The organism is Cohnella caldifontis (assembly GCF_029360585.1).
GTDB lineage: Bacteria > Bacillota > Bacilli > Paenibacillales > Paenibacillaceae > Cohnella > Cohnella caldifontis.
Genome location: NZ_JAQZSJ010000022.1, coordinates 1 through 21,658 on the forward strand (window position 1 = coordinate 1; position 21,658 = coordinate 21,658).

Annotated in this window: 25 protein-coding genes; 2 read left to right on the forward strand and 23 right to left on the reverse strand. The window is 60.8% G+C overall.

The annotated features are described in order from the left end of the window. Positions 1 to 194 precede the first annotated feature (194 nt). Complete coding sequence (locus PTZ19_RS21930; RefSeq protein WP_276357776.1) at positions 195 to 1,091, reverse strand: nucleotidyltransferase-like protein; 897 nt, start codon at positions 1,089 to 1,091, stop codon at positions 195 to 197. A gap of 211 nt (positions 1,092 to 1,302) precedes the next feature. Between PTZ19_RS21930 and PTZ19_RS21935 the strand changes: the two genes are divergently transcribed. Further along, on the forward strand, positions 1,303 to 1,683 hold the full coding sequence (locus PTZ19_RS21935; RefSeq protein WP_276357777.1) for a DUF2614 family zinc ribbon-containing protein: 381 nt from the start codon (positions 1,303 to 1,305) through the stop codon (positions 1,681 to 1,683). A 67-nt stretch (positions 1,684 to 1,750) separates the two neighbouring features. On the opposite strand, the gene PTZ19_RS21940 is transcribed toward PTZ19_RS21935, so the two are convergent. The 8 genes from PTZ19_RS21940 to gatC form a co-directional block, all read right to left on the reverse strand. After that, the gene (locus PTZ19_RS21940) at positions 1,751 to 3,493 is read right to left on the reverse strand and encodes a glycosyl hydrolase family 18 protein (RefSeq protein WP_276357778.1); all 1,743 of its coding nucleotides are present in this window, start codon (positions 3,491 to 3,493) and stop codon (positions 1,751 to 1,753) included. 141 nt (positions 3,494 to 3,634) lie between these two features. Further along, positions 3,635 to 4,066 (reverse strand): Fur family transcriptional regulator, encoded by a 432-nt coding sequence (locus PTZ19_RS21945; RefSeq protein WP_276357779.1) that lies wholly within the window; start codon positions 4,064 to 4,066, stop codon positions 3,635 to 3,637. Between the two features lie 118 nt (positions 4,067 to 4,184). Next, a complete protein-coding gene (locus PTZ19_RS21950; RefSeq protein WP_276357780.1) occupies positions 4,185 to 5,354 on the reverse strand; it encodes a DUF4097 family beta strand repeat-containing protein in 1,170 nt (389 codons plus the stop codon). Then, positions 5,338 to 6,102: a TM2 domain-containing protein gene (locus PTZ19_RS21955; protein ID WP_276357781.1), complete on the reverse strand. Its 765-nt coding sequence runs from the start codon at positions 6,100 to 6,102 to the stop codon at positions 5,338 to 5,340. Before PTZ19_RS21955 ends, PTZ19_RS21950 begins: the two co-directional genes overlap by 17 nt. Positions 6,103 to 6,255: 153 nt before the next feature. Beyond that, a complete protein-coding gene (locus PTZ19_RS21960) occupies positions 6,256 to 6,717 on the reverse strand; it encodes a GNAT family N-acetyltransferase (protein WP_276357782.1) in 462 nt (153 codons plus the stop codon). A 110-nt stretch (positions 6,718 to 6,827) separates the two neighbouring features. Beyond that, the gene (gene gatB / locus PTZ19_RS21965) at positions 6,828 to 8,267 is read right to left on the reverse strand and encodes an Asp-tRNA(Asn)/Glu-tRNA(Gln) amidotransferase subunit GatB (RefSeq protein WP_276357783.1); all 1,440 of its coding nucleotides are present in this window, start codon (positions 8,265 to 8,267) and stop codon (positions 6,828 to 6,830) included. A 17-nt stretch (positions 8,268 to 8,284) separates the two neighbouring features. Beyond that, entirely contained in the window at positions 8,285 to 9,745 is a 1,461-nt protein-coding gene (gene gatA / locus PTZ19_RS21970) for an Asp-tRNA(Asn)/Glu-tRNA(Gln) amidotransferase subunit GatA (RefSeq protein ID WP_276357784.1), read from the reverse strand. Positions 9,746 to 9,774: 29 nt separating this feature from the next. After that, positions 9,775 to 10,062 carry an Asp-tRNA(Asn)/Glu-tRNA(Gln) amidotransferase subunit GatC gene (gene gatC / locus PTZ19_RS21975; RefSeq protein ID WP_276357785.1) on the reverse strand — a complete coding sequence of 96 codons (288 nt, stop codon included), beginning with the start codon at positions 10,060 to 10,062 and terminating at the stop codon, positions 9,775 to 9,777. A 199-nt stretch (positions 10,063 to 10,261) separates the two neighbouring features. On the opposite strand from gatC, the gene PTZ19_RS21980 reads away from it, so the two are divergent. Continuing rightward, positions 10,262 to 11,326 carry an EAL domain-containing protein gene (locus tag PTZ19_RS21980; RefSeq protein WP_276357786.1) on the forward strand — a complete coding sequence of 355 codons (1,065 nt, stop codon included), beginning with the start codon at positions 10,262 to 10,264 and terminating at the stop codon, positions 11,324 to 11,326. A gap of 88 nt (positions 11,327 to 11,414) precedes the next feature. Here PTZ19_RS21980 and PTZ19_RS21985 read toward each other — a convergent pair whose 3' ends face one another. From PTZ19_RS21985 to uptA, 14 genes are all read right to left on the reverse strand, one after another. Further along, a complete protein-coding gene (locus tag PTZ19_RS21985) occupies positions 11,415 to 11,795 on the reverse strand; it encodes an ATPase (RefSeq protein WP_276357787.1) in 381 nt (126 codons plus the stop codon). Between the two features lie 228 nt (positions 11,796 to 12,023). Further along, the gene (locus PTZ19_RS21990) at positions 12,024 to 13,247 is read right to left on the reverse strand and encodes a M24 family metallopeptidase (RefSeq protein ID WP_276357788.1); all 1,224 of its coding nucleotides are present in this window, start codon (positions 13,245 to 13,247) and stop codon (positions 12,024 to 12,026) included. Positions 13,248 to 13,331: 84 nt separating this feature from the next. Then, positions 13,332 to 13,817: a hypothetical protein gene (locus PTZ19_RS21995; RefSeq protein WP_276357789.1), complete on the reverse strand. Its 486-nt coding sequence runs from the start codon at positions 13,815 to 13,817 to the stop codon at positions 13,332 to 13,334. Positions 13,818 to 13,890: 73 nt separating this feature from the next. Next, positions 13,891 to 14,319, reverse strand: a complete 429-nt coding sequence (locus tag PTZ19_RS22000; protein ID WP_276357790.1) for a hypothetical protein — start codon at positions 14,317 to 14,319, stop codon at positions 13,891 to 13,893. After that, complete coding sequence (locus tag PTZ19_RS22005; protein WP_276357791.1) at positions 14,316 to 14,462, reverse strand: hypothetical protein; 147 nt, start codon at positions 14,460 to 14,462, stop codon at positions 14,316 to 14,318. The genes PTZ19_RS22000 and PTZ19_RS22005 overlap by 4 nt, the downstream gene beginning before the upstream one ends. Positions 14,463 to 14,478: 16 nt before the next feature. Further along, entirely contained in the window at positions 14,479 to 14,637 is a 159-nt protein-coding gene (locus PTZ19_RS22010) for a hypothetical protein (RefSeq protein WP_276357792.1), read from the reverse strand. 21 nt (positions 14,638 to 14,658) lie between these two features. Next, positions 14,659 to 15,552 carry a hypothetical protein gene (locus tag PTZ19_RS22015; protein ID WP_276357793.1) on the reverse strand — a complete coding sequence of 298 codons (894 nt, stop codon included), beginning with the start codon at positions 15,550 to 15,552 and terminating at the stop codon, positions 14,659 to 14,661. Positions 15,553 to 15,617: 65 nt separating this feature from the next. Beyond that, on the reverse strand, positions 15,618 to 16,556 hold the full coding sequence (locus PTZ19_RS22020) for a type II secretion system F family protein (protein ID WP_276357794.1): 939 nt from the start codon (positions 16,554 to 16,556) through the stop codon (positions 15,618 to 15,620). Then, the gene (locus PTZ19_RS22025; RefSeq protein WP_276357795.1) at positions 16,553 to 17,962 is read right to left on the reverse strand and encodes an ATPase, T2SS/T4P/T4SS family; all 1,410 of its coding nucleotides are present in this window, start codon (positions 17,960 to 17,962) and stop codon (positions 16,553 to 16,555) included. Before PTZ19_RS22025 ends, PTZ19_RS22020 begins: the two co-directional genes overlap by 4 nt. After that, entirely contained in the window at positions 17,959 to 18,795 is an 837-nt protein-coding gene (locus PTZ19_RS22030; RefSeq protein WP_276357796.1) for a CpaE/TadZ family protein, read from the reverse strand. The genes PTZ19_RS22025 and PTZ19_RS22030 overlap by 4 nt, the downstream gene beginning before the upstream one ends. Further along, complete coding sequence (locus PTZ19_RS22035; protein ID WP_276357797.1) at positions 18,792 to 19,514, reverse strand: SAF domain-containing protein; 723 nt, start codon at positions 19,512 to 19,514, stop codon at positions 18,792 to 18,794. Before PTZ19_RS22035 ends, PTZ19_RS22030 begins: the two co-directional genes overlap by 4 nt. A gap of 173 nt (positions 19,515 to 19,687) precedes the next feature. Beyond that, the gene (locus PTZ19_RS22040; RefSeq protein WP_276357798.1) at positions 19,688 to 20,317 is read right to left on the reverse strand and encodes an MBL fold metallo-hydrolase; all 630 of its coding nucleotides are present in this window, start codon (positions 20,315 to 20,317) and stop codon (positions 19,688 to 19,690) included. Between the two features lie 6 nt (positions 20,318 to 20,323). Next, entirely contained in the window at positions 20,324 to 20,890 is a 567-nt protein-coding gene (locus tag PTZ19_RS22045) for a thioredoxin family protein (RefSeq protein ID WP_276357799.1), read from the reverse strand. Between the two features lie 68 nt (positions 20,891 to 20,958). Further along, positions 20,959 to 21,600, reverse strand: coding sequence for an undecaprenyl phosphate transporter UptA (uptA, locus tag PTZ19_RS22050; protein ID WP_276357800.1), 642 nt, complete (start codon positions 21,598 to 21,600; stop codon positions 20,959 to 20,961). Positions 21,601 to 21,658: the final 58 nt, after the last annotated feature.

Consider the following 21,658-nt stretch of genomic DNA (forward strand, 5'->3'; position numbering starts at 1 on the left):
GCTTCGCTTTATCGTCACCGCGCTAACGGCGACTTAAATAATATACCACAACGCGCTAGGCCGATGCAACAACTAATGTTTTCCATTCTTGCCGAACTTCCTAAAGCGCGGCCGCCGCATGAAGCCTGTCCGGGCGGCGAATGATAATTTATCACAGATCGACATGGCGAGTCAACCTCTTTTTCGGCGCCTTATTACGGCAAAATATGCTCCTCCTCCGCCGTATAACGCAGTTCCAGCTTCACCGCTCCCTGTCCCCGAGCGGCTTTCGCCACTTCGCGAACGAGGCCGCGCTGGACCAGCTTCTGCATCAGCAAGGAAAAATCGATCGGCAATTCGCGCAGTCGATCCTCTTGCTGCAGCTCGGCGACCGTCCAAGGGGTTTCGCGGCTGGCCAGTACATGTACCAGCAGCGCGCAGGAGGTGCGCATTTTCGTCAAGACGGAGAACTCGCAGGCCAGCACCACGAGCTGAACCCGTTTCTCCAGCGTTTCGGGGCTTGTCGTCAGCTCTTCGTACAATTTATAGATACCGGGGTTCACCCTACGCATTTGCTCCCATACGGTCAACTCGGGCAGCATGCCTTGCTCCACCAGGGAAATATGGGCCCAATGATGAAGCGAGGCCAGCACGTTGCTGTACGCGTCCAACACTTGCCCCTGCTGCAAATTCCGCTTGGCGTGCGAGTAAGTCAGCATGAACCGGGAAAATTCGCATAACAGCTTCTGCTCCCGAAGCAAGTCCGGCCATTCCTCCAGCCGGTTTCTCAATTCCGCCAAACGCCCCATTTCGTCGGACAGCACTTCCCCTTGCACGAGCCACTGCACGCCGTCCCGATCTCCTCCGATCACCCAGCGTTCCAGCGTATCGAGCGTGACCCGCCGGACCCGCACCCGCAAGTCGCCCAGCATCCACTGTTCGATTTCCTCGCCCGGGAGCACCCGATCCCTTACGACCAGGACCAACCGATCCGTTCCGTCGATCATCGGCATAGAGGAATAAGGATCGGCGATCAGCATCAGGCCGACCACCCCCTCCTCCCGTCCGAACAGATCGTGAAAGTACCATTCCTTGGAGTCCAAGCGATTCAAGACGCTCACCTTCCGAGATTTATCGGCATGTCCCCCCGGCACGAGGTGGTCTGTACGATAAATGTAAGCTATAATGATGAATGCGAAGCCGGCAACGACGATCGCCGGTTCTTGGTGTAGTTCTACAATCCCCTGCCGGTTTCCTGCCTGTCATGCCGGATGACGGAGAGAAACGCAAAATGACAAAGTATCGCGAACGGAGCCGATATCGATGAAATGGAAAACCAGCAAAATTTCGACCATGCGCACGTGGGGATTGCTTCTCGTCCTCATCGGGTTAGGCTTGTGCGTCTTCGGGACGAGCGGAATCATCCTGTTCGGAGAAGTGGGCAAAATCATCGCGGGCGTCTTCATGGTATTGGGCATGATCTCCTGCTTCGTCAGCATGGGCGTCTATTTCTGGGTCGGCATGCTGTCCACGAACGCGCCGGTCCTGGAATGCCCGGAATGCGGGAAACGGACCAAAATGCTGGGAGAAACGGACCGGTGCATGTATTGCCACACGATCCTGACCTGGAATCCGGACATCGCGACGACGACGCCGGCCGCGCCGAACGATTCCGAGTCCCGCTCCGTGCCGACTCAGTCTTAGAACCTCCTTGACCCTTAACGAAAAACCTCTTCGCCGGGCAACGCCAGACGAAGAGGTTTTTTCATGTTCAAGGCCTGCTTTGCAGATTCCGGTCGATCACGTCCCAAATCCCGTCCGACGCGAATATCCGCGCCCAAGATGCCGCTCCGGCAAGATTGTATTTTTTCACCAGCCTCATTCGGGCTTCCATGGACAGCGCATCCTCGATCCAGATCTTCTGCGTCGCGTCCCCGTCTTTGAATTCCACGTAGTGCTGGCCGGCCTCCGGAGAAACCTTGGGCGTGAGCTTCTTGTCGGCCAACAGTTTCGACACGGCGTCCATGCTCATCGTTTTGGACGTCACCTTGACGCCGCCTTTGCCGTCGGGCTTTTCCGTCCACATGCGCGTATAGAGGGGAATCCCCAATATCAGCTTGCTCGGGGGAACTCCGTCTTCTTCCAGAATCCTGCGGACCGAGGCTTCGGCCCAGGGCAGCGACGCGACGGAGCCCGCTTCCGGACTGCTGGCCCAATGCTCGTCATAGGCCATGACCATCATGAAATCCACCGTCGCTCCCAGCCGGGCGCGATCCAGGAACGCGGACCAGAACTCGCTGTTCGATTTCGGAGTCACGTCGATGGATACGACGAGATTTTGCTCGTGCGCCAGCGGCGTGAACTCCCGGACGAATTGCACGAGGTTATCCTTGTCGGACGTTTTGACGTTCTCGAAGTCCAGGTTGATGCCCTGAAGCTTGAACGTCTTGGCGTACGCCAGCAGCTGCCGGATCATGTTGAACCGCGTTTCGTAAGTGGCGAGCGCCTGCTCGGTGCGTTCCGGCTCGAAGCCGTTGCTGAACAGCGCCCATACCTGCGTTCCTTTGGACCGGTACCAACCGGAATAAGCGGCGTCCGCCTTGCTGCGGATTTTGCCCGTTCCGTCCGTCAATTCGAACCAGGTCGGACTCACCACGTTGACGCCGGCAAGCTCTCCGATGCCGCGGGCGTCCGGCGCTTTCTCGTAGACTGCCTCCCAAGTCAGGTTGATCCGCTGGCCGGCCGCTTTCCAAGCCGGATAAGGCTCGTCCTGCCGCGCTTGGGGAATCCGTTCGACCTGCCCCAGTACCGCGTCCTGCTTCCGCAAATAACCGATGTTCCCGGAAGCGGATTGAACCCGGTACCAGCCTTCCTCCTCGCCCCAAATCCGCAGCGATTCTCCCGCCGACAAGTCCTCGACGATGGCGAAGGACTTGTCGGGGCCTTCGCGGAGCTTGGCTCCTTTCCGCGCATCCTTCGGAACCGCGGCGCTTTGAACCGTTTGGTCCGGGGCGTACAACGTCACGATGCCGGACCCCGAATCGGTCTCTGCCTGGAACCCGAACAGTTCCTTAAGCGGCGCGAAAGGCAGATAAACCTCGCCTTCTTCCTTCACAGCGGCGAACTGCAGCTTGAACGGTTTCTGGTTCAGCGTGGCGGCGGCGTTTCCGACCGTCAAATGAAGCACTTTGGACGGCGTGGTCAGAATGACGGAGTCTGTCGCTTTCTCGTAAACGACGCCGTCTCCGGCAAGCTTCTGCGCGACCGGCAGCGGGATGCGGAGGCCTTCCCCTTCGCCCGCCGCGCGGGATTTCGTCCATTCTCCGCCGATCATGATCGGATTCGGCCCGGCCAAATAATCCGGTTTGACATGGCTGGCGTTGGGCTGGTCCTTCCAAGCGATCCAAGCGCCGGCAGCCGCCGAAGCCAAAAATAGAATCAAGATGAAAAACAGCGCGCCGGATCGGGACTTTCTGCGCCGTCTTCCGGTTCCGGGCGTTAAAGCCGTCGTCAATCTTGTCACGCTCCTATGATGTCAGCCTGTCGTTCGTATTGGACGATGACGGGCGGATGAAAGTTGCGTCGCGTTTCAATGCCTTATCCAAGCAACAAAAAAGCGCGCAGGAACTTGGTTCTCGCGCGCTTTGCCCATCCGTCAGTTTTTGACCCCGGCGCAGGCCGGGCACAAACCGTAAATTTCCAACCGGTGTCCCTGCACGACGAAACCCGTCGATGCCGCCGCCTCCGCCTCGATCGCCGTGATCGGGGGATGCTCGAAATCGACCATCGTGCCGCAATTCGTGCAGATCACGTGATAATGGTCGGAAAGGTCCGCGTCGAAACGGCTGGAGTCGTCTCCGTAAGTCAATTCCCGGACGAGCCCGGCTTCGACGAACAGCTTCAGGTTGTTATAAACCGTCGCGACGCTGAGACTCGGATATTGCGGGGACAGCGCCCGGTATATTTCGTCCGCGGTCGGATGAACATGGGAGTCCATCAAATATTCCAATATCGCGTAACGCTGCGGCGTCATGCGGACGCCGCCGGATTTGAGCTGGTCCACGGCATGATGAACCCGGGATTCCATGCTCTTCACAGCCTTTCGTATCGAAATGGCGTTTCCCCGCGAAGCGGGAAGCGCAGCCTTGGGATTTAGCCTCATTGTACGTTCAGTTTCTTGGCCTTGTCAATGGAAGAAACGTCCGTCAAGGCGCGTAGCGGGCCAAGTCGATGTCCCCGCGGGTCTCCGCCGTGATTTGCCAGGTCCCGTCTCCTAATTGTCCGGAAGCCTCATGATCGCCCGTTTGAAGCGGCCAGGAACAATCGACGTCGCCGAAATTCGCCTTGGCTTCCACCGTTACGTCCGCTCCATCCGGCCAAGCGAGCTTTACGTCGCCCAACTCGGCGTTCGCTTTCCAGTTGCCGTTTACGGCCGCCCCTTCGATCCGGATGTCCCCGGTAACGGTCTTCGCCGAAATCGCCGACGCGGGCCGAAGAACCGTTAAGTCGCCGTGCACGACTTCGATTTCCGCATCTCCGCGCAAATCGGCGAGCCGCACGTCCCCGTTCATGAGTTTCGCCTGGAGACGTCCCCCGATCTGTTCGCCGGAAACGTCCCCGTTTTTGACGTCCAGCTTCAGCTCCACGGCATCCGGGAGGCGGTCGATCCGCACTTCTCCGTTGACCGCATGCACTTCCAGCGAGGCCGGAACTTTGCCTTGCGGGAAGGTCACGACAAGGTCCACCTTGGTTTTCCGCATGCCGCCCATCCCGTACGCCGCGTGGCGCGAGACGATTTCGACGGAGTCGGTCTCCTTGACTTCGACGTTCGACTGATTGGCCAAGTCTTCCGCCTTCGACCGATCCGACACGTCCACCGAGACGACAGCCTTCACTTGAATATCGGCGACCGGTCCTTCCGTCAACGTAATGTCGCCGTTCTGATCGGATATGACGGTTTTCCGCCCGGGATCCCGAACCGGCACCTTCACGACCTCTTGTTCGAACTTGTGTTGGGCATTGAAGGTATCGAAGACGTTCAGGCCCAGCTGCCCCGCCCAATCCGTCCATGCGCCGGACCGCACCTCGTCTCCTTTGGCCGCGGCGAGCACGAATACGCCGAGTACGGCGGCCCAAAGCAAGGCGCCGACCGAGATGCGGACGCGGGTCCCCTGTTCCCGGTAGACCGATTGCATCAGAATGAGCTCGACCCCGAGTGCCACGAGAACGGCAGGCCACCAACGCTTCAAGATGCCGACGGCATCCGCCATCCCCGCGTGATCCATAAGCAGCAAAATCCCGAGCCCGATCAAAGACAGGGCCGCCGTATAGCGGCCGACCTTGACCGGCCCGGGTCTGTTACCTTTTCCCGCCATGCTGTCCGCGCCTTTCCCAAATCCAAAGTCCGACCCCGGCGGCAATCAGGATGAATGCTCCCGCGACGGAGCCCGAGGAGCGGAGCGGCCAGTTCTGATGGCCGCCTAAATTCGTGACCGCCAGCAAGATCGCCGCGGCCGCCGCCAACACGATGATGCCGGGAATGTTCACGCCGCGGGACAAACCTTCCGAAGACGGCATCGGTCCCGGCGGATAGGGGGGAGGCGGGGTTTCCTGCGCCGCTTCCTGGGAAGCCCTCGCCGCCTCCGCGAACTCCGGATTCGGCGCAAGCGGAGCCCGGAATTCCGGAGCGGGTCCCATCGGACCCGGACGCGGAATCGGTCCGGCTCCGTCCGGCATCCCGTACATCGGACCCGGTCCCGGCCAACCGGGCGCGGTCAAACGGTCGTTCACCGTTTCCGTGCTTTGGATGGCGTCGAACAGGCTGTAGAAATAAATGATCGGCAGAAGCAAGCTGAGCAGCACGATGATCAGCACGTTGTCCATCTGTTGGGACGCGAACGTGATCGCGCAAATGTCGAACGCGATGAGCAGCATGACGGAGACGCCTTTGGTCATCTGCCCCAAGTAGAAATGGCCCGTACCGGGAATGAAAAACGCCAGAAGACCGGCGATCCACTTCTTTTTCTTCGGCCGGGACAGGGGAACCTCCGCATAGCCGGGAGGATACGTTTGGGCGGCGTACCCGGCTTCGTACCTGCGATCGTTCGAGTGGAACTCGTTCATGTTTTCGTATTCCTCCAGACACCTGAACGGCGCGGAGGTTTTCGCTCCGCTTCCGATTTTTTCCCAATTGTAACACGGGTCACGATGCCCCTCAACGGAGAAAGGACGGGGGAACTCCTGGCCGAAGGTCGGGGTTTCTTTCCGGACGATCGGCTACTCCGTCTTTCTCGACAACCGAACCATCGTAATGTCCGGTGCCGGTTGAAACGTGCCTCCGGGGAGAAAGCCGTGCCGTTCATAGAGCCGGATCGCCGGCAAATTGCGGATTTCCGCCGTCACGGTCCATTCCCGGACGGAAGGAGTTTCCGACAAGACGTAGCTCATCAAGCGGCTGCCGATGCCTTGGCGGAAACGGGCGGGATGCACCATCATGCGGCAGACCGTCATCCCCCCGTCCTCCGCTTCCGTAGAGACGGCTCCGACCAGCTCGCCGTCGTCTCCGAAGCATCCGTAAAACGTTTCCCCGCAGTTTTGCAGGGATTGTACCGTATCCTGAAGCGGAGGCAGGCTTGGAACCCCGATCAGATCGGCTTCTTGCCGGTAAGCGGCGTGTTGCAGGGCCCAAAGCTCTTCCGCAAGCTCTCGGTCCCTCAGATCCAGCCTTCGAATGTCCACGGACGCACTCTCCTTTTGAAGAAAAAACCTTATTCCGAGCTGTCCGGGAGCGAGAACGCTCCCGATGGCTTGAAATAAGGCGGGATATGACGACGTTATGCCGGCTTAAGTTACCCTTTGAGCCGCTCCATGAGCAGCTTGTTGACGAGGCCGGGATTGGCTTTGCCCTTCGTCTCCCTCATGATCTGGCCGACGAGGAAGCCGATCGCCTTCTCCTTGCCGCCGCGGAAATCTTCCACGGATTGGGGATTGGCGGCGATGACCGCGTCGACAACGGACAGAATGGCGCCTTCGTCGCTGATTTGCACCAGGCCCTGCTCTTCGACGATTTGCTGCGGCAGCTTGCCTGTCTCCAACATCGACTTGAAGACGGTTTTGGCGATTTTCGTGCTGATCGTTCCTTTCTCGATCAGCTGGATCATCTCGCCGAGGCCTTGGCCCGTGATTTTGACGTCTTCGAATTCCAGGTTGTTGGCATTCAGGTAGGCGAGCAACTCGCCCATGATCCAGTTGGCGGACGCTTTGGCGTCGGACGTGTATTTGAGGCTGTCTTCGAAGAAATCGGCCAGCTTCATGGAGGCCGTCAACACTCCGGCGTCATAGGAGGACAAGCCGTATTCCTCGACGTAACGGGCTTGACGGGCATCCGGAAGCTCCGGAATCGTCGCCCGCACGCGCGTTTTCCACTCTTCGCCGATGTGCACGCGCACGAGGTCCGGATCGGGGAAGTAGCGGTAGTCATGCGCTTCTTCCTTGCTCCGCATGCTGAACGTCTTGCCCTGATTCTCGTCCCAGCGGCGGGTTTCCTGCACGACTTTGCCGCCGCTTTCCAGGACGTCGGCTTGACGCATCTGTTCGTACTCCAATCCGCGCTGCACGCCCCGGAACGAGTTCATGTTCTTGAGCTCGGCTTTCGTGCCGAATTCCTTCTGGCCGTAAGGCCGAAGGCTGATATTGGCGTCGCAGCGCAGCGAACCTTGCTCCATCCGCACGTCCGACACGTCGCAATATTGCATGATCGCCTTCAGCTTTTCCAAGTACGCCTTCGCTTCCTCCGGCGAGCGGATATCCGGTTCGGAGACGATTTCCACGAGCGGCGTACCGACGCGGTTGAAGTCGACGAGGGAGGCGTAACCGCCTTCCACGTGCGTCAGCTTGCCGGCGTCTTCCTCCAGATGAAGGCGGGTAATGCCGATCCGCTTCGTCTTGCCGTCCACCTCGATGTCGATCCAGCCGTTCTGGCCGATCGGCTGATCGTATTGCGATATTTGATACGCCTTGGGCGAATCGGGGTAAAAATAGTTTTTGCGGTCGAACTTGCTCCATTCCGCGATCTCGCAGTTGAGCGCCATGGCGGCTTTCATCGCGTACTCCACCGCCTGGCGGTTCAGCACCGGCAGCACGCCGGGATGCCCCAGGCAAATCGGGCACGTATGCGAATTGGGCGCCGCCCCGAACGACGTCGAGCAGCCGCAGAAAATTTTCGATTTCGTATGCAGTTCGACGTGGACTTCCAGCCCGATGACCGTTTCGTATTTCGTGAGTGACATAGGTCCCGGTAACCTCCTTAGGACAACGCCGGACGGCGGGTATGATGATCCGTCGCCGACTCGTAGGCGTGGGCGGCGCGCAGCACGGTCGTCTCGTCGAACGGCTTGCCGATGATTTGCAGGCCGACCGGCAACCCGTCCGCGAAGCCGCAAGGAACGCTGATCGCCGGGACGCCGGCCAGGCTGACCGGAATCGTCAGGATGTCGTTCATGTACATCTGCAGCGGATCGCCCACCTGCTCGCCCAGCTTGAACGCCGGAGTCGGTGCGGTCGGTCCGACGATCAGGTCGTATTTCTCGAACGCTTGGTCGAAGTCGCGTTTGATCAGCGTCCGGACTTTCTGCGCTTTCAGATAGTAAGCATCATAATAGCCCGAGCTGAGCGCGTACGTGCCGAGCATGATGCGGCGCTTCACTTCGGGGCCGAAGCCCTCGCTGCGGGAACGGCGGTACAGGTCCATCAAGTTGTCCGGGTTTTCCGCGCGCACGCCGTAGCGGACGCCGTCGAACCGGGCCAGGTTGGAGGATGCTTCCGAGGAAGCGAGCAAATAATAAGCCGCGACGGCGTACTCGGTATGCGGAAGGGACACTTCCTCCCACGCGGCGCCCAGCGATTCGAACTGCCCCAGCGCCTCCAGCACGCGTTCCTTCACCCGCGGGTCCACGCCTTGGCCCAAATATTCCTTCGGCACGCCGATGCGAAGGCCGCGGACGTCCCCCGACAGAGCGGCCGTGTAGTCCGGAATGTCCACGTCGGCGGACGTGGAATCCATCGGATCGTGGCCTGCGATCGCTTGCAGCACGAAAGCCGCGTCCTCGACGTTTTTCGTCACCGGCCCGATCTGGTCCAGCGAAGACGCGAACGCGACCAAGCCGAAACGGGACACGAGCCCATACGTCGGCTTTAGCCCGACTACGCCGCAATAGGCGGCAGGTTGGCGGATGGAGCCGCCCGTGTCGGAGCCCAGCGTGAAATACGCCTGGCCGGCCGCTACGGCGGCGGCGGAACCGCCGCTGGAACCTCCGGGCACGCGGGAGAGGTCCCACGGATTGCGGACCGGCTGGTACGCGGAGTTCTCGTTCGAGCCGCCCATGGCGAATTCGTCCATGTTCAGCTTGCCGACGGTCACGGCTTGCGCGCTGCGCAGCTTGCGGACGGCCGTCGCGTCGTAGATCGGGATATGGTTGTCCAGGAACCGGCTTGCGCACGTCGTGCGCAGCCCTTCGGTGACCATATTGTCTTTGATGCCGGCAGGCAGGCCGAACAGCAGGCCCCTTTCTCCTCCGGCGGCCAGCTGCTCGTCCAGCGCTTTCGCCGTCTGCCTGGCGCCTTCTTCGTCCAAAGTCAGGAACGCGCCGATTTTTCCGTCGGTCTCGGCGATCCTTTTCAGGGAAGTTTCCGTCAGTTCGGAAACCGAAAGCTCTTTGCGGGCCAGCCGGTCATGCACGTCCGAAAGCCGCAGGTCGAAAAGCGACAAAACGGGTTCCTCCTTCATCGTGAAAATCCTTACTCCAGCACCGCCGGAACCTTGAATTGCCCGTCTTCCTCATCCGGCGCGTTCGCCAGCACTTTCTCGATGGGCCAGGAGGGGCGCACCTCGTCCTCGCGCATGACGTTGGCCAGCGGAAGGACATGGCTGGTCGGCTCCACGCCGTCGGTGTCCAGCTCGTTCAGTTTTTCGGCGTATTTCAAAATAGCGTTCAATTGGCCGGCGAACCGATCCTTCTCCTCATCGGACAGATCAAGCCGCGCCAGATCGGCGACGTGTTCCACGTCTTTCGCGGAAATGCTCAAGCTCGTATCCCCCTTGCTTCCTCCGGTAAGTCGTCATTCCTATCATTATATCGGACAACCCCGGGGAACTCAACGACACCTCAACCATCGCGGCCGGCGTTCGCGTCCCGGCCCGTTCCGGTTCGCCGCGGCGATCATATCCTGCCTTCCGGGGTAATACTAATGAACATCCAACGCCAGCAGCCATGGAGGGATCCGAATGCCAAGCACTCATCCCGCTTCCGACCGTCCTTTGCCGTTCCGGGATCGGGGATCCGTCGAATTCGCGGCCGACGACTGGACGGCCCGGCCCAACCTACGGCGTCTCGTACGGGACATGGTCCAATCGTCCGGCGGGAGCTTGTCCCTGGATCGGCAAACGCTGCGATACGACAGCGGCCAGGCGCTCCTCCGGCTGATCCATGGTCTTCAGGCGGATCTCCTTCCGGATGAGCGCAGCGGCGTCCGCTTTCGCCGGGTCGGCGAAGCGCCCGAACCCGCCTGGCTCCTCCTGGCTTCTTTATTCGAGGAAGTGGGGGGGAGGAGCGTGTCCGAATATATCCTGCACCGCAGTTTCACGACCTATCTGCAGCCGATCGTGCAGCCCAGCGGCCGAATCGTCGGGTATGAATGCTTGCTGCGTCCCTTGCCCGAACAGGCTCCTTACCGGCCTGCCGAATTGTTCGCCAAAGCGCGGCAAACGGGGCTCCATTCCTTTCTGGACCGGCAAGCGAGACAGGCGGCGATTCGGGTCAGTTCCGCCCATCTGACGCCGGGCGTGAAACGGTTCGTCAACTTCCTGCCTTCTTCCCTGTACGGAGACGACGCCGGCGTGGAGGATACGTTCGAAGCGATGCGCGTAACGGGTACCGACCCCGGCGACGTCGTATTCGAAGTCGTGGAAACCGAGCCGCTGGACCATCCGGATTTGCCGGCCGTTATCGACCGCTGCCGCCGGGAAGGGATCCTGCTCGCGGTGGACGACGTCGGGACCGGCTACGCGACCGCGGAAGCGATCGACCGCTTGAAGCCGGATTACGTGAAGCTCGACCGCCGGTTCGTTCACCGCTGCGAGTCGGACGCCGGGAAACAGCGCCAGATCGACGAATTGCTGGGGCGGGCTTCCCGCTTTAACGGGGTCGTGCTCGCCGAAGGCGTCGAGCGCGAAGAGGAGCGGGACTATTTGCGTCGGGCAGGCGTTCCGCTCCTGCAAGGCTACTTGTTCGGTCCCGCCGCGCCGGTGCCGGCAGTCGAACCTGCCGCGTTCGTTCCCGCCGGGCCGTAACCCAATCTCCCGTTTGAGACATGAAAAAGCCGAGCGGCTGCGGATCTCCGCGGCCGTTCGGCTTTCTTGACTCGGCGACTCTATCGGATCAAATCCAGGCTTTCAGGTTCACCTGACGGATGAAATCTTCCCGGCTTTGCACTTCTTTCTCGCGTTCTTCTTCCGTCTGTTCCGCCGCATCGCCCCGCATGATTCTCCGGAACAATTCCTCGTTGCGGGTAGCCAGAGCGAAATCGATCAGCGCCTCCCGCTCGATCAGCTCCGCTTCCTGTTCGATCAGCGTTTCTTCCAGCTCCACGTCCGAAGAAGGGACATAGAATTGCCGATTGGCTTTGGGCACCCGGATGATGTATTCGAAAGCGCTGTCGGCATTCCGGTCGTACGCGATGATATAGCCGTATTCCCCGATCGGCAAGTTTTGCTCGAAACGGTCTCCGACGATGATGACCTTTTCTCCCAATTTCAGCACGCCGTTCTCCCCCTCCCTGTTTGAACGCGGTGTTACATTCATCCTACTAAAAAGCAACCCGCCGTGCAAATGGTGAAAGAGCCCGAAATCCCGAAACGCCTTGCCGGCCGTACGCCGAAAGGATTTTTGAGGCTACCTGCTTTCCCGCCGGAGAAGTATTTTCGAGCGGCGTCGGAACGCGAAAAAGACCGCTCCCGTCCCATGACGATCAAAGCAGTCCCGTTCCCATCATGGATGGTCCAGGGGCATTTCATACAAAGTCTCGGGAGATAACGTCAGTGCCCGGCATCCGTTCTCCGTCAGGAGATACGTATTCTCGATGCCGACCACGCCCGCGCCCGGAAACGTGAATTTCGGTTCCACGGCGATCACCATGCCCGGCTCGAGCGGTTCGGTGAACCCGCGGGCCAATACCGGCCATTCGTCGATTTCGAGTCCGATGCCGTGTCCGAGGAATTTGACCTGATCGCGGCCGAAGCCCATGAAATGCTCCGATAACCCCGCATCCTCCGCCATGGACAACGCCTGAACATACAACGCTTCCGGTACGGCTCCCGGCTTTAAGGAGGCTTCCGTGCGGCGAAGGATCGCGTCCGCCGTCCCGTAGGCCCTCCGAAGTTCGTCCGGCAGCCGGCCGATCGCCGCCGTACGCGTCTGGTCGATGACATAACCGTCGATGCAGCAGCCGATGTCCAGCAGGATCGGTTCCCCGCGCCGGATCGGCCGAAGGCTGGAGCTTTGCGGAAAGGCGGGCGTCAGCCCGGCGCCGCCCGCCGGCCCGTCGAAATAGGTCGGCACCGCGGCCGATTCCCCCGCTGCTACCATGCCGGCGGCGATCTCCTGGTTATACCCCCGCATCCGCATCAGCCCGATATGGCCCGCTTCCCTCATCTTCCGTTCGATGACGGTCATGAGCTCGAGCTCCGTCATCCCTTCCCGCAGGCTGCGCAGGCCCTCCTCCAGCGAAGCCGCGGCGACGCGGGCGGCGGCTTCGATCCGTCCGATCTCGTATTCGGACTTGACGCTCCGCTGACGCCTGAGCAGCGCGGACGCATCCCGCCAATCGGCCTGCGGAACCGCTTCGACGAACCGAAGATACTGCTGCGCGGGCATTACGTCCAAATCCGCGCCGATCTGGGGCCGTCCCGCTGAGCCGTTGCCCGCGAACAAAGCCGGGTAATCCCCTTCCAATTGGCCGCCGAACCGGCGCAGCGATCCGAGCTCGACGACCCGTACATGCGATTCGTCTTCGGCCCGCTTCAGGCTTCGCTTCACGTAATACGCCGCCGGGCCCTTTGCCGGAACGAACAAATACCCCGTCTGCATCGATCCCGCCAAATAATAGATCCCGACGTTTTGAGTGACCAAGCACCCGTCCAAACCGGCATCCTTCATCAACTGCTGCAATCCGGCGATCCTTCGTTCGGATTCCGATCGGGTATAGGCGGACAAGGCGAGTCGCTCCTTCTGCGAATGGTTTCCTCCATTACATCAGAATCCGGAAGCCTCCGTCAACGCCGGAATCCGGGACGGGGTTCAGTCATACACCATCTCCGCCGAGCCCTTCAAATCCCATTCCACGGGAGCGAGCACGCCGAACAAGCGGGGAAACGCCACGCGGACGATCAGCACGACGCCGGGCCGATCCAATGTCACCTCGTAATCGAACGCCTCGTTCCGATAGGTGAACGGATAGGCGAGTTCTTCCCCGAGCACGGCGAATTGTTCGACCAACACCCGATTCCTCAGGAAGCTGCCGGGCAGCGGATTCAGTTCGGCATCCAGACGCAGATTCTCGCGCAGGTACGTCAGCGCGGCCGCTTCGGCTTGTTCCCGGTCCAGCGAAAGCACGCCGATCTCGAGCTTGTCCCGATCGACCTGCTGGGCCGCCGCATGGGCCGCCCGGTTCACCGCGTGTTTGGCGTCGAAGACGGTGTTCATCGCCAACTCCTCGTCCATTTGCAGCGCATGGAACATCCACCATACGACGGTCATGAGAATCCCGAACACGAGCTTGGCCAAGCCGGCAGCCGTCCTTTCCCCGCCGGTACTCGGCCAAGCCGGCCGGCAGCGGTCATTCTGATCGGATCCCCCTTCAGGGGGAAGGAACATACTCGCTCATCTTGAGCCCTTGGGCGGAAAGGCGGGCGCCGGCAGGAGGCTCCACGCCGATGAGCCGGTCGATATCCAACAGGTTGTCATACGGATATCGGATCACGAGCCGCAGTCCGGTCCCCCGCGGGAGCGGCGCCGAAGGATCGTCAGCCGGAGCGCCCGTCGTGGAAGTCACTTCGTATTCCAATCCGCCGGACTGAAACCCGTATGCCGCGAGCCGATCCCGAGAAGCCGCCAGCATGCTGCCGTCGATGTATCCGAACCGCCCGCTGGCGCCCACCTCCAGCAAATAATCCGCTTCCTGCTGCAGCAGCGCCTGCCGGATGACCAGCACATGCTTGTAAATCGGCGAGAACATCAGCCAGCAGAACATGGCCGAAAACAGGATGAACACGAGCAGCTGTTTCATGGGCTGATCCGGGAAATGCCTCCCGCCATCCGTTCGCCGGAGGTTTGAAGCTGCTCCTTCATGCCCCCGTCTCCCTGTACGACGGCGGAATAAAGAGAGACGACGACCGCGATCAGCAGGACGGTCATGAGCAGTTGTCTCATCGGCGATCCCTCCCCGCTAGGGCTGCGACGACATGAGATTTCCGATTCTCGTGTTGGCGCTTGTCCCTTGGCTTTCGATTCGGGCCTTCGTCCCCGTTCCGTCTTGGGCGATAATCGTATTGAATAGCAGCGCTACCACGATCAACATCATCACCGTAATCAGAATGTTGCGCATCGCGTTCGTTCCCCTTTCCGGTTATGGATTCAATGCGTCGAACAGATTGGCGGCTTCCTGCACCCACGGATACAAAAAGACTTGAAACGTGTAGAGGATGGGGACGCCCGCCAGCACGAACAGCAGATAGGAGGCCGTTTCCTTCCGGCCTTCCCGCGCCAGTTCGATCCGGGCTTTATATTCCTGCACCATCGCCCGGAGCAAATCGTACACTTCGCCGCTCTCGTGGAGCCGGAGAGAGCGGAGGCTCTCCGCGAAACTGCCGGCTTCCTCGGTCCCCAGCCGTTCACGGAACCTCCGCAGCGCCCGGTCCGGGTCGTGGTACCATTCGTTCAGCAGCAATCCCAGCTCCGGCCGGATGATCCGGGTGAGCGGCAGCATTCTCAGCAGCTTGCCGTGCAAATGCAGCCGCGAACCCGAATAATAGAGCAGTTGCCGGGCTACGGTCATGATTTCCCGGCGAATCCGGTCGGTTCGGTACCGCCGCAGCGCGTTCAGCATCATGCCGTCGAAGCAGGCGGCTGCCGATAACGCCGCGGCGATCCCCGCCGCCGCTCCCCGATTCGAAAGCGCCAAACCTCCCCCCCGTTCCGCCGCTCCCAACGAAAGCGCGATGAAGGCGAGAACGAAGATCGCCACCCGGCGAATGGCCAAATACAGACGGGGGTCGATTCCTAAACCGCAGCCGGCCAGCCAGACCCGGCGCGCCTGGAGCGCGACGCTTTCCCGATCCGCCCTCCACAGCTTCAGAAACCAAATCGGCACCTGCCGGTTTCTCCAGCCTTTTCTCGAGATGCGCCACCGGTACCTCTGGCGCAGCGCCGCGCCGAGCAGCGCCGCGATCCCCGCGAACCCAAGAGCGAACTGGATCAGCCGCCACAGCCAGGCGTAAAGAATCATTCCGGTGTCCGTCATATCACCCTTCTCCCCTCTAATGCCTCTAATAGGGAGTTTGGCGGAGGCAAGCTCTCCCCGCTTCCTTACATCTTCCTGCGGGACAAATAGATTCCCATGATGAACGAACCGAACATGAGAGCCAACGCGTTCAGCAGCATGCCGCGGCCGGTCGGATCGAGCACGTAATAACGGTAGCTTCCTTCCGGGCTCATCCGGAAATTGATCGCCAGAAACAAGCCGAGAAACAAAGCGGGAGTAAAGTTGGCCAGGCGGATTTCGAGCAGCCGGTGCCGTTCCTGTTGGTTGGCCAGCTGGGCTTTCCGCATGTCGTCGATCAGCTCCTTCAGATTAGGCGCGATCGGGTTCCCTTCCGTCAAAGCCACCTTCAGGATGCTCGCGAAATGGTCGGCCCAAGTGTGGCCGAACGCCAGACAGAACCGCCGCAAACTCTCTTCGTCATCTTCCCGAAGGGAAAGGTGGCGGGCCAGTTGATCGAACACCGCTTGCACCTCCCCCGGAAGCCTCCGTTCTTCCACCGTTTTTTGCAGCGCCGTCCGGATTTGGCGTCCGCCCGTCAGCAAATAGCATTGATAGAAAAGCTCCACGGCCGGCAGGAATTCCAGGCGAACCGCCAGTTGCCTGCTGACGAGCCGCATTCTCAGCAAAACGTAGGGCAGCAAGCCCATCATCGCGCCAAGAAGCGCGGCGGAACGCGGCGTCCGGAACAAGGCCATCCCTGCCGAGACGCCCACAAGCCCCAGAAAAACCGAAGCCGCGTAAAACGGCCCCGGATTGACATTCCAGCCGACGGCAGCCATCAGGTCGGCCGCGTGCGAATGAAGCTTGCCGAATCGGCGCCAACGCCGATGGCCGCGCTCCGGCTCGCGCCCGTAGCCGGCACGGGCCGACAGCCGCCTGCGGAGCGACATCCGGTCCCAGACGGCGGAGAAACCGAATCGCAGGCTTACGTATGCCAGCAAAAACAGCAACACGCACCACGACAGCAAAACCTCGCCCGTCATGCGGTCACGATTCCTTTCTCCCGGAACCGTTCATACGTCTCCGGGTCCATCCGGCGGATCCGCGCCGACCCTTTGGGCGTGAATGGCAGCGGAAACGTCCACGTATCCTCGGCCTCGTCATAGCGAACCAGGTCCCGTACGACGATTTCCCCGCTTTCCCAAGTGAATTCGCCGACGCGCACGAGCCTCCGCATACCTCCGACGATCCGCATTTCCAAGCCGATCTGCGTCACGTGTTCGGCGATGCGGCGGGTCAAACGCATCGGGTTCATGCCGCGGCCGTCGAGCATACACATGTCCGCGATCGCATCCGGCACGTCCTCCAGCGCGCTGACATGCACGGACGTAATGCTCCCCTCATGCCCGCGCGTGCAGGCTCGGACGTAAATGTTCGCGTCCTCGTCGCGGATCTCGGCATGGCAGATGCGCTGGGGGGACTGACGCAAGGCCAGCTTGAACGCCTGCCTCGGCCCGTGCGCCGCATCCTCTTCGTCCGCTTCGTATTCCACCACGTTTTTTTCGGGAAAATCCCTCGCCAGCATCAGCTCGTACCGGGTTTCGATCGTGACGATTCTCTCCTCGTCCGGCATGGCGGCAATGAGCGCCTTGATCAGGTGCGTCTTGCCGGTATTGGTCGGCCCGATGACCACCATGTTGAAGCGGCAGCGCACGACGGCCAGCAGCAGCTCTTTGACTTTCTCGTCGATCGACCGGTACTCCGGCCGGCAGAGCGTATCCAGGTCGAACCGCCGGACCGTGTAGAAACGGATGGTGAGCGTCGGCCGGGAAGTAAACCCGAAACCCGTCATCGTGACCCGGGAGCCGTCAAGCAGGATCACTTCCGCCCACCGCTTGCGCGGGTTGATGCGGTCGTTATTGAACAGTACCAGGTTTTGCTGGATGCGCTCGACCTGCGCCGCGTCCTGAAACCGAAATGGTGAAGGAACGGCCCGTCCGTCCCTCACCTCGAAAATCCGGGTGCCGACGACTTGGACCTCCTCCAGGCCTTCCCGGTTCCGCAGCACCAGCTCCAGCATGTTCATCCCGATCACTTCGGCGAACAAAGCTTCGGCCAGCGTCGCGTAGGGAAGCCCTCCCAGGCTGACGTGCTGGAGCCGCTTTCGGATGATCCAATCCGAGATCACCGCCAGCATTTCCGCGCGTTCCTGGGGAAAGCCGATCACCGCCCGGTTCAGCTTCTCGGCGTATTTGCGGCGTTCCTCCTCGCTGTATCCCCGGGGAGCGGCCAGCATATGCCGGACTTCCTCCGTCAACGTCCGTAGCGTGGAATGCCCCTCTTCTTCGGGATAGGCGGATCGTCCGTCTTGCGCACGAGAGCGATCTCCCCGCTGCATGAGATCCGCGGCGTACGCCGTCGCCGAAAAACGGGTTCCTTCCGCTTTCATCCTTTTCGCTCCCTATGGCGCATCAGTCTCCTCAGCCATGGCCGATCCGTTCTCTGCAAACGTTCCTGCCAATTCAAACGGTGCAACAGCGGGCCGGCGACCGAATCGAATGCCGACGTTTCTTTGCCCTGCGAGGCCAGCCATTCGTCCAACCTGCCGCTGTCCAGCTGAAGATGGATGCTCTCCGCCAGCTTCAATTCCGCAAACGAAGAGCAACCGGTTTCTTTGCGGATCTCCTTCATTCCGAATCCTCCCGTCGATCGTTGGTTTCCTTGCAGGAGAACCAGACCGAAGCTCTCGGGCGAAAGGCCGAACATCGCGCCGACCTGCCCCGTCCACCTTCGAACGTCCTCCTGAAAATGGCTTAAGCTTCCCGTCGTCACGAGATAACGGTGATCGGCTTCCTTCATCGCGCATACCGTCGCCGCGTTGTCCCAGTACGCGCTGACGTCCGCCACGGTTAGATCGAACGCTTGGCGGGACGCCGCCAGCAGCGTTTCCATGTCCTGCGGCTCGTAATATTCCGCCTGTTCCCTGGCCATATTGCCGAACAGGACGTGCAAACCTCCCAATCGGGGCGAACCGAAAGCGTATTGCCGCAGCTTGTCCGCGGTAAGCGTGCCGGCGCGAAGCTCGGGCCGGAGTCCGTCCAGAGTGACCTGCGGCTTGTCGACGCCCAAATACAGGTGCGTTTTGGCGCTTTTCAAATTCAGGCACAGAAAGCCGATTTTCCGTCCGCTTCGGGCGGCGATCCGGTAGGCGCTCCCGAACGCGGCAAGGGTCGTCCCGATATTGGGCGTGGAGCCCGCGAAGACCGCCAGTTTCCCGTTCAACGTCCCGCATCCCCTTCCGCGACCGGCCGAAGGGAAGCCGAGTCGAACGCCACGACCAGCTTGGCTTCGCCCGACTTGCACGCCGCGTCGAGGGACAGCCACTGCTCCTCGCTCAAATTCAAGTTGATCGCGTCGATCGCCCCGTTCGCGTCCCGTCTGGAGGCATACATGCTTTCCTTGTCGCCGTTCGCCATGGAAAGGAGGTTCGGATTTTTGGGATTGTCGATTTCCAAGTTCGCGGCGCTTTTCACCCCGGCGACGACCACCGGATTCGGAAACAGCCGGCGGGAGGACGAGTCGGCGCCGGACACATACACGATGGCCAAGTCCCCGGCCCGAATGCCGCTCGAGATCGATTTGACGTATTCGCGCGGAATCTGAAACGTCGCCTCCCCAGGTCCCGGCAACAGCCGATAACGGTCAAGCTTCCAACGGAGCAGCGGCTCTCCGGCCCCGAGCGGCACGGATACTTCCATTCCGGCCGCCTCGTTCAGATCGGTCATCATCTCCTCCGTCAGCGCGCTCCGGGGAATCGGCTTCGTCTCCAATTGGTCGGCGGACAGCCGGACTCCCGCGGGAACGAACTGCCTGGGAACGACGACCATCAGCGATTCCTGCTGCCTCAGCTGGCGAAGCTGCACCCAGTAGACGCCGTACACGAGCATGCCCGAGAGCACGGCGGCCGAAAGGCTGATCGCCATTTGCCTTTTGCGATTCATTCCATCACCCCGTATTCGTCGAAAAATAAAAAACGCAGGCAAAGGAGAGACATTCTCCTTGGCCTGCGTGCTTCGCAGTGCGTGATCGCGATATAGGCACTTCTTGGTAAGGCCCACTATATCAAAAGCGCAACGGCGTGTAAAGACTTTTTTTGCATTTTTTAGAAAATTCCCTATCCCCGCACGAACGGATTTTCCCGCCGTTCCTCGCCGATCGTCGTATCCGGACCGTGACCGGGCAGCACGATGACGTTCTCCGGAAGCACGTACAGCTTTTCCCGGATCGAGCGGGTCAGCTGGTCCGCATTGCCGCCTGGAAGGTCCGTCCGTCCCACCGAACGTCGGAACAGGACGTCGCCCGCGAACAGCAGGTCCCCGCAAAGAAACGAGGCGCCGCCCGGCGAATGCCCCGGCGTATGGAGCACCCGGAACGTCTCTCCCAGCAGCTGCAGTTCATCGCCGTCCTTCAACAGATGGTCCGGCGCGCGGCCGGACACGGGCGGACCGGCTTCCGGCCACAGCAGGGATCCGTTCTTGGCGGGATCCGACAGCCAGTCTTTCTCCGCGGCGTGCAAATACACGGGGCACCCGAATCGCTCCCGGACCGCTTCGACGCCCCCGATATGGTCGAAATGGGCGTGCGTGAGCAGCACGGCTTCGACCTCGTAAGACTCCAGACGGCGCAGCAGCGTTGGGTCCGGGGTGCCGGGATCGATGACGACGGCGCGCTTGCGCTCCGCGTCCGTCACGAGGTAGGCGTTCGTGGCCAGCGGCCCGAGCGGGAAAGTTTGGAACGTGAGCATCGGCCATTACACCCGCGACAGCAGGTCGCGCAGCTCCTGCAGCACGAGCGTCTGGTAGCCGGTGCCTTCGCCGTAGCGGCGCATGATTTCCTGGCGGGCCGCTTTCAGATTGTCCTGGTAATCCGGCGCTTCGCGGTCCGGATTGTCCCGCTTGAACTCGACCATCGGCTCTTGAACGTACTGCGGACGCGGCCCCCACTTGCCTAAAATCACGCCGCCCGTATCGACGATGAACACGACGGGAATGGATCGACCGCCCAACGTCAGGTGCTGATCCATTAAATCCAGATGCTCTTCCATGATGAGGATGCGGGTCGGAATGCCCGCGGTTTCCATGGCCCGCAGCACGACCGGCACGTTGCGCACGACGTCCCCGCACCAGTCCGCCGCCAAAATGGCGCAGCGCAAGTCGTCCCTATGGTTCAGCGATTCGAAAAATTCCCGAAGTTCCTCGTCCGGCCACGCGAAGTTGTCGTACCAACCCGCGAAAGCGTCCTGGTTTTTGGTCATGCCGTCCCGGAATTGCTTCGGATCGATGCCTTCGCTCCATTTGTTGCCGATTTGCGTGTTCATGCCGATCGCCTCATTTCTGATCAATTGAAGGTAACGCGATTAGACGAAAATGACCGTAGCCGGCTGCGTTAGGCCGTTTTTTTGCTGCGGCTCCGCCAAATGGCGTAAACAAGGTAAAGAACGAACAGCGCGAGCGCCGCCGGGATGATGATATGCGTGTACGGCGCCGCTTTCTCGCCGATTTGCTCCCAATTGTCGCCCAGCTCCCGGCCCAGAATCACGAACAAGATGGACCACGGGATCGAGGCGATCAAGGTCAGCAGCGTATACACGGTGAAATTCATGCGCGCCATGCCGGCCGGGATCGAAATGACCTGCCGCATGACCGGAACGAAGCGCGCCGTGAACACGATGACCGGTCCGTACCGCTCGAACCAGCGCTCCGCGAGGTCGACGTGTTTTTCTTTGATATGCAGGAACTTCCCGTACTTGAGCAAAAACGGCCTTCCGCCGTATCTTCCGATCGCGTACAGCAGCCATTGCTGGATCAGCGCGCCCAGCGTGCCGCAAATCACGGCTCCGAGCGTCGTGATCTGCCCCTGCGAGACCAGATAGCCGCCGTAGGAAAGCACGATTTCGCTGGGAATGACTTCGATCGCCAGCCCGATGACGATGCCGAAATACCCGAGATTCTCCAACCACTGCAAAATTTGTGCCAGTACGTCATGGATCACGCCCATTCCCGCGGCAGCACCTGCTTTCTCTCCCATTTCCAAAGCTTTTCTTATTCTAGCACAGCCTGGGACGGGGATTCCAGCCGACGAAGGT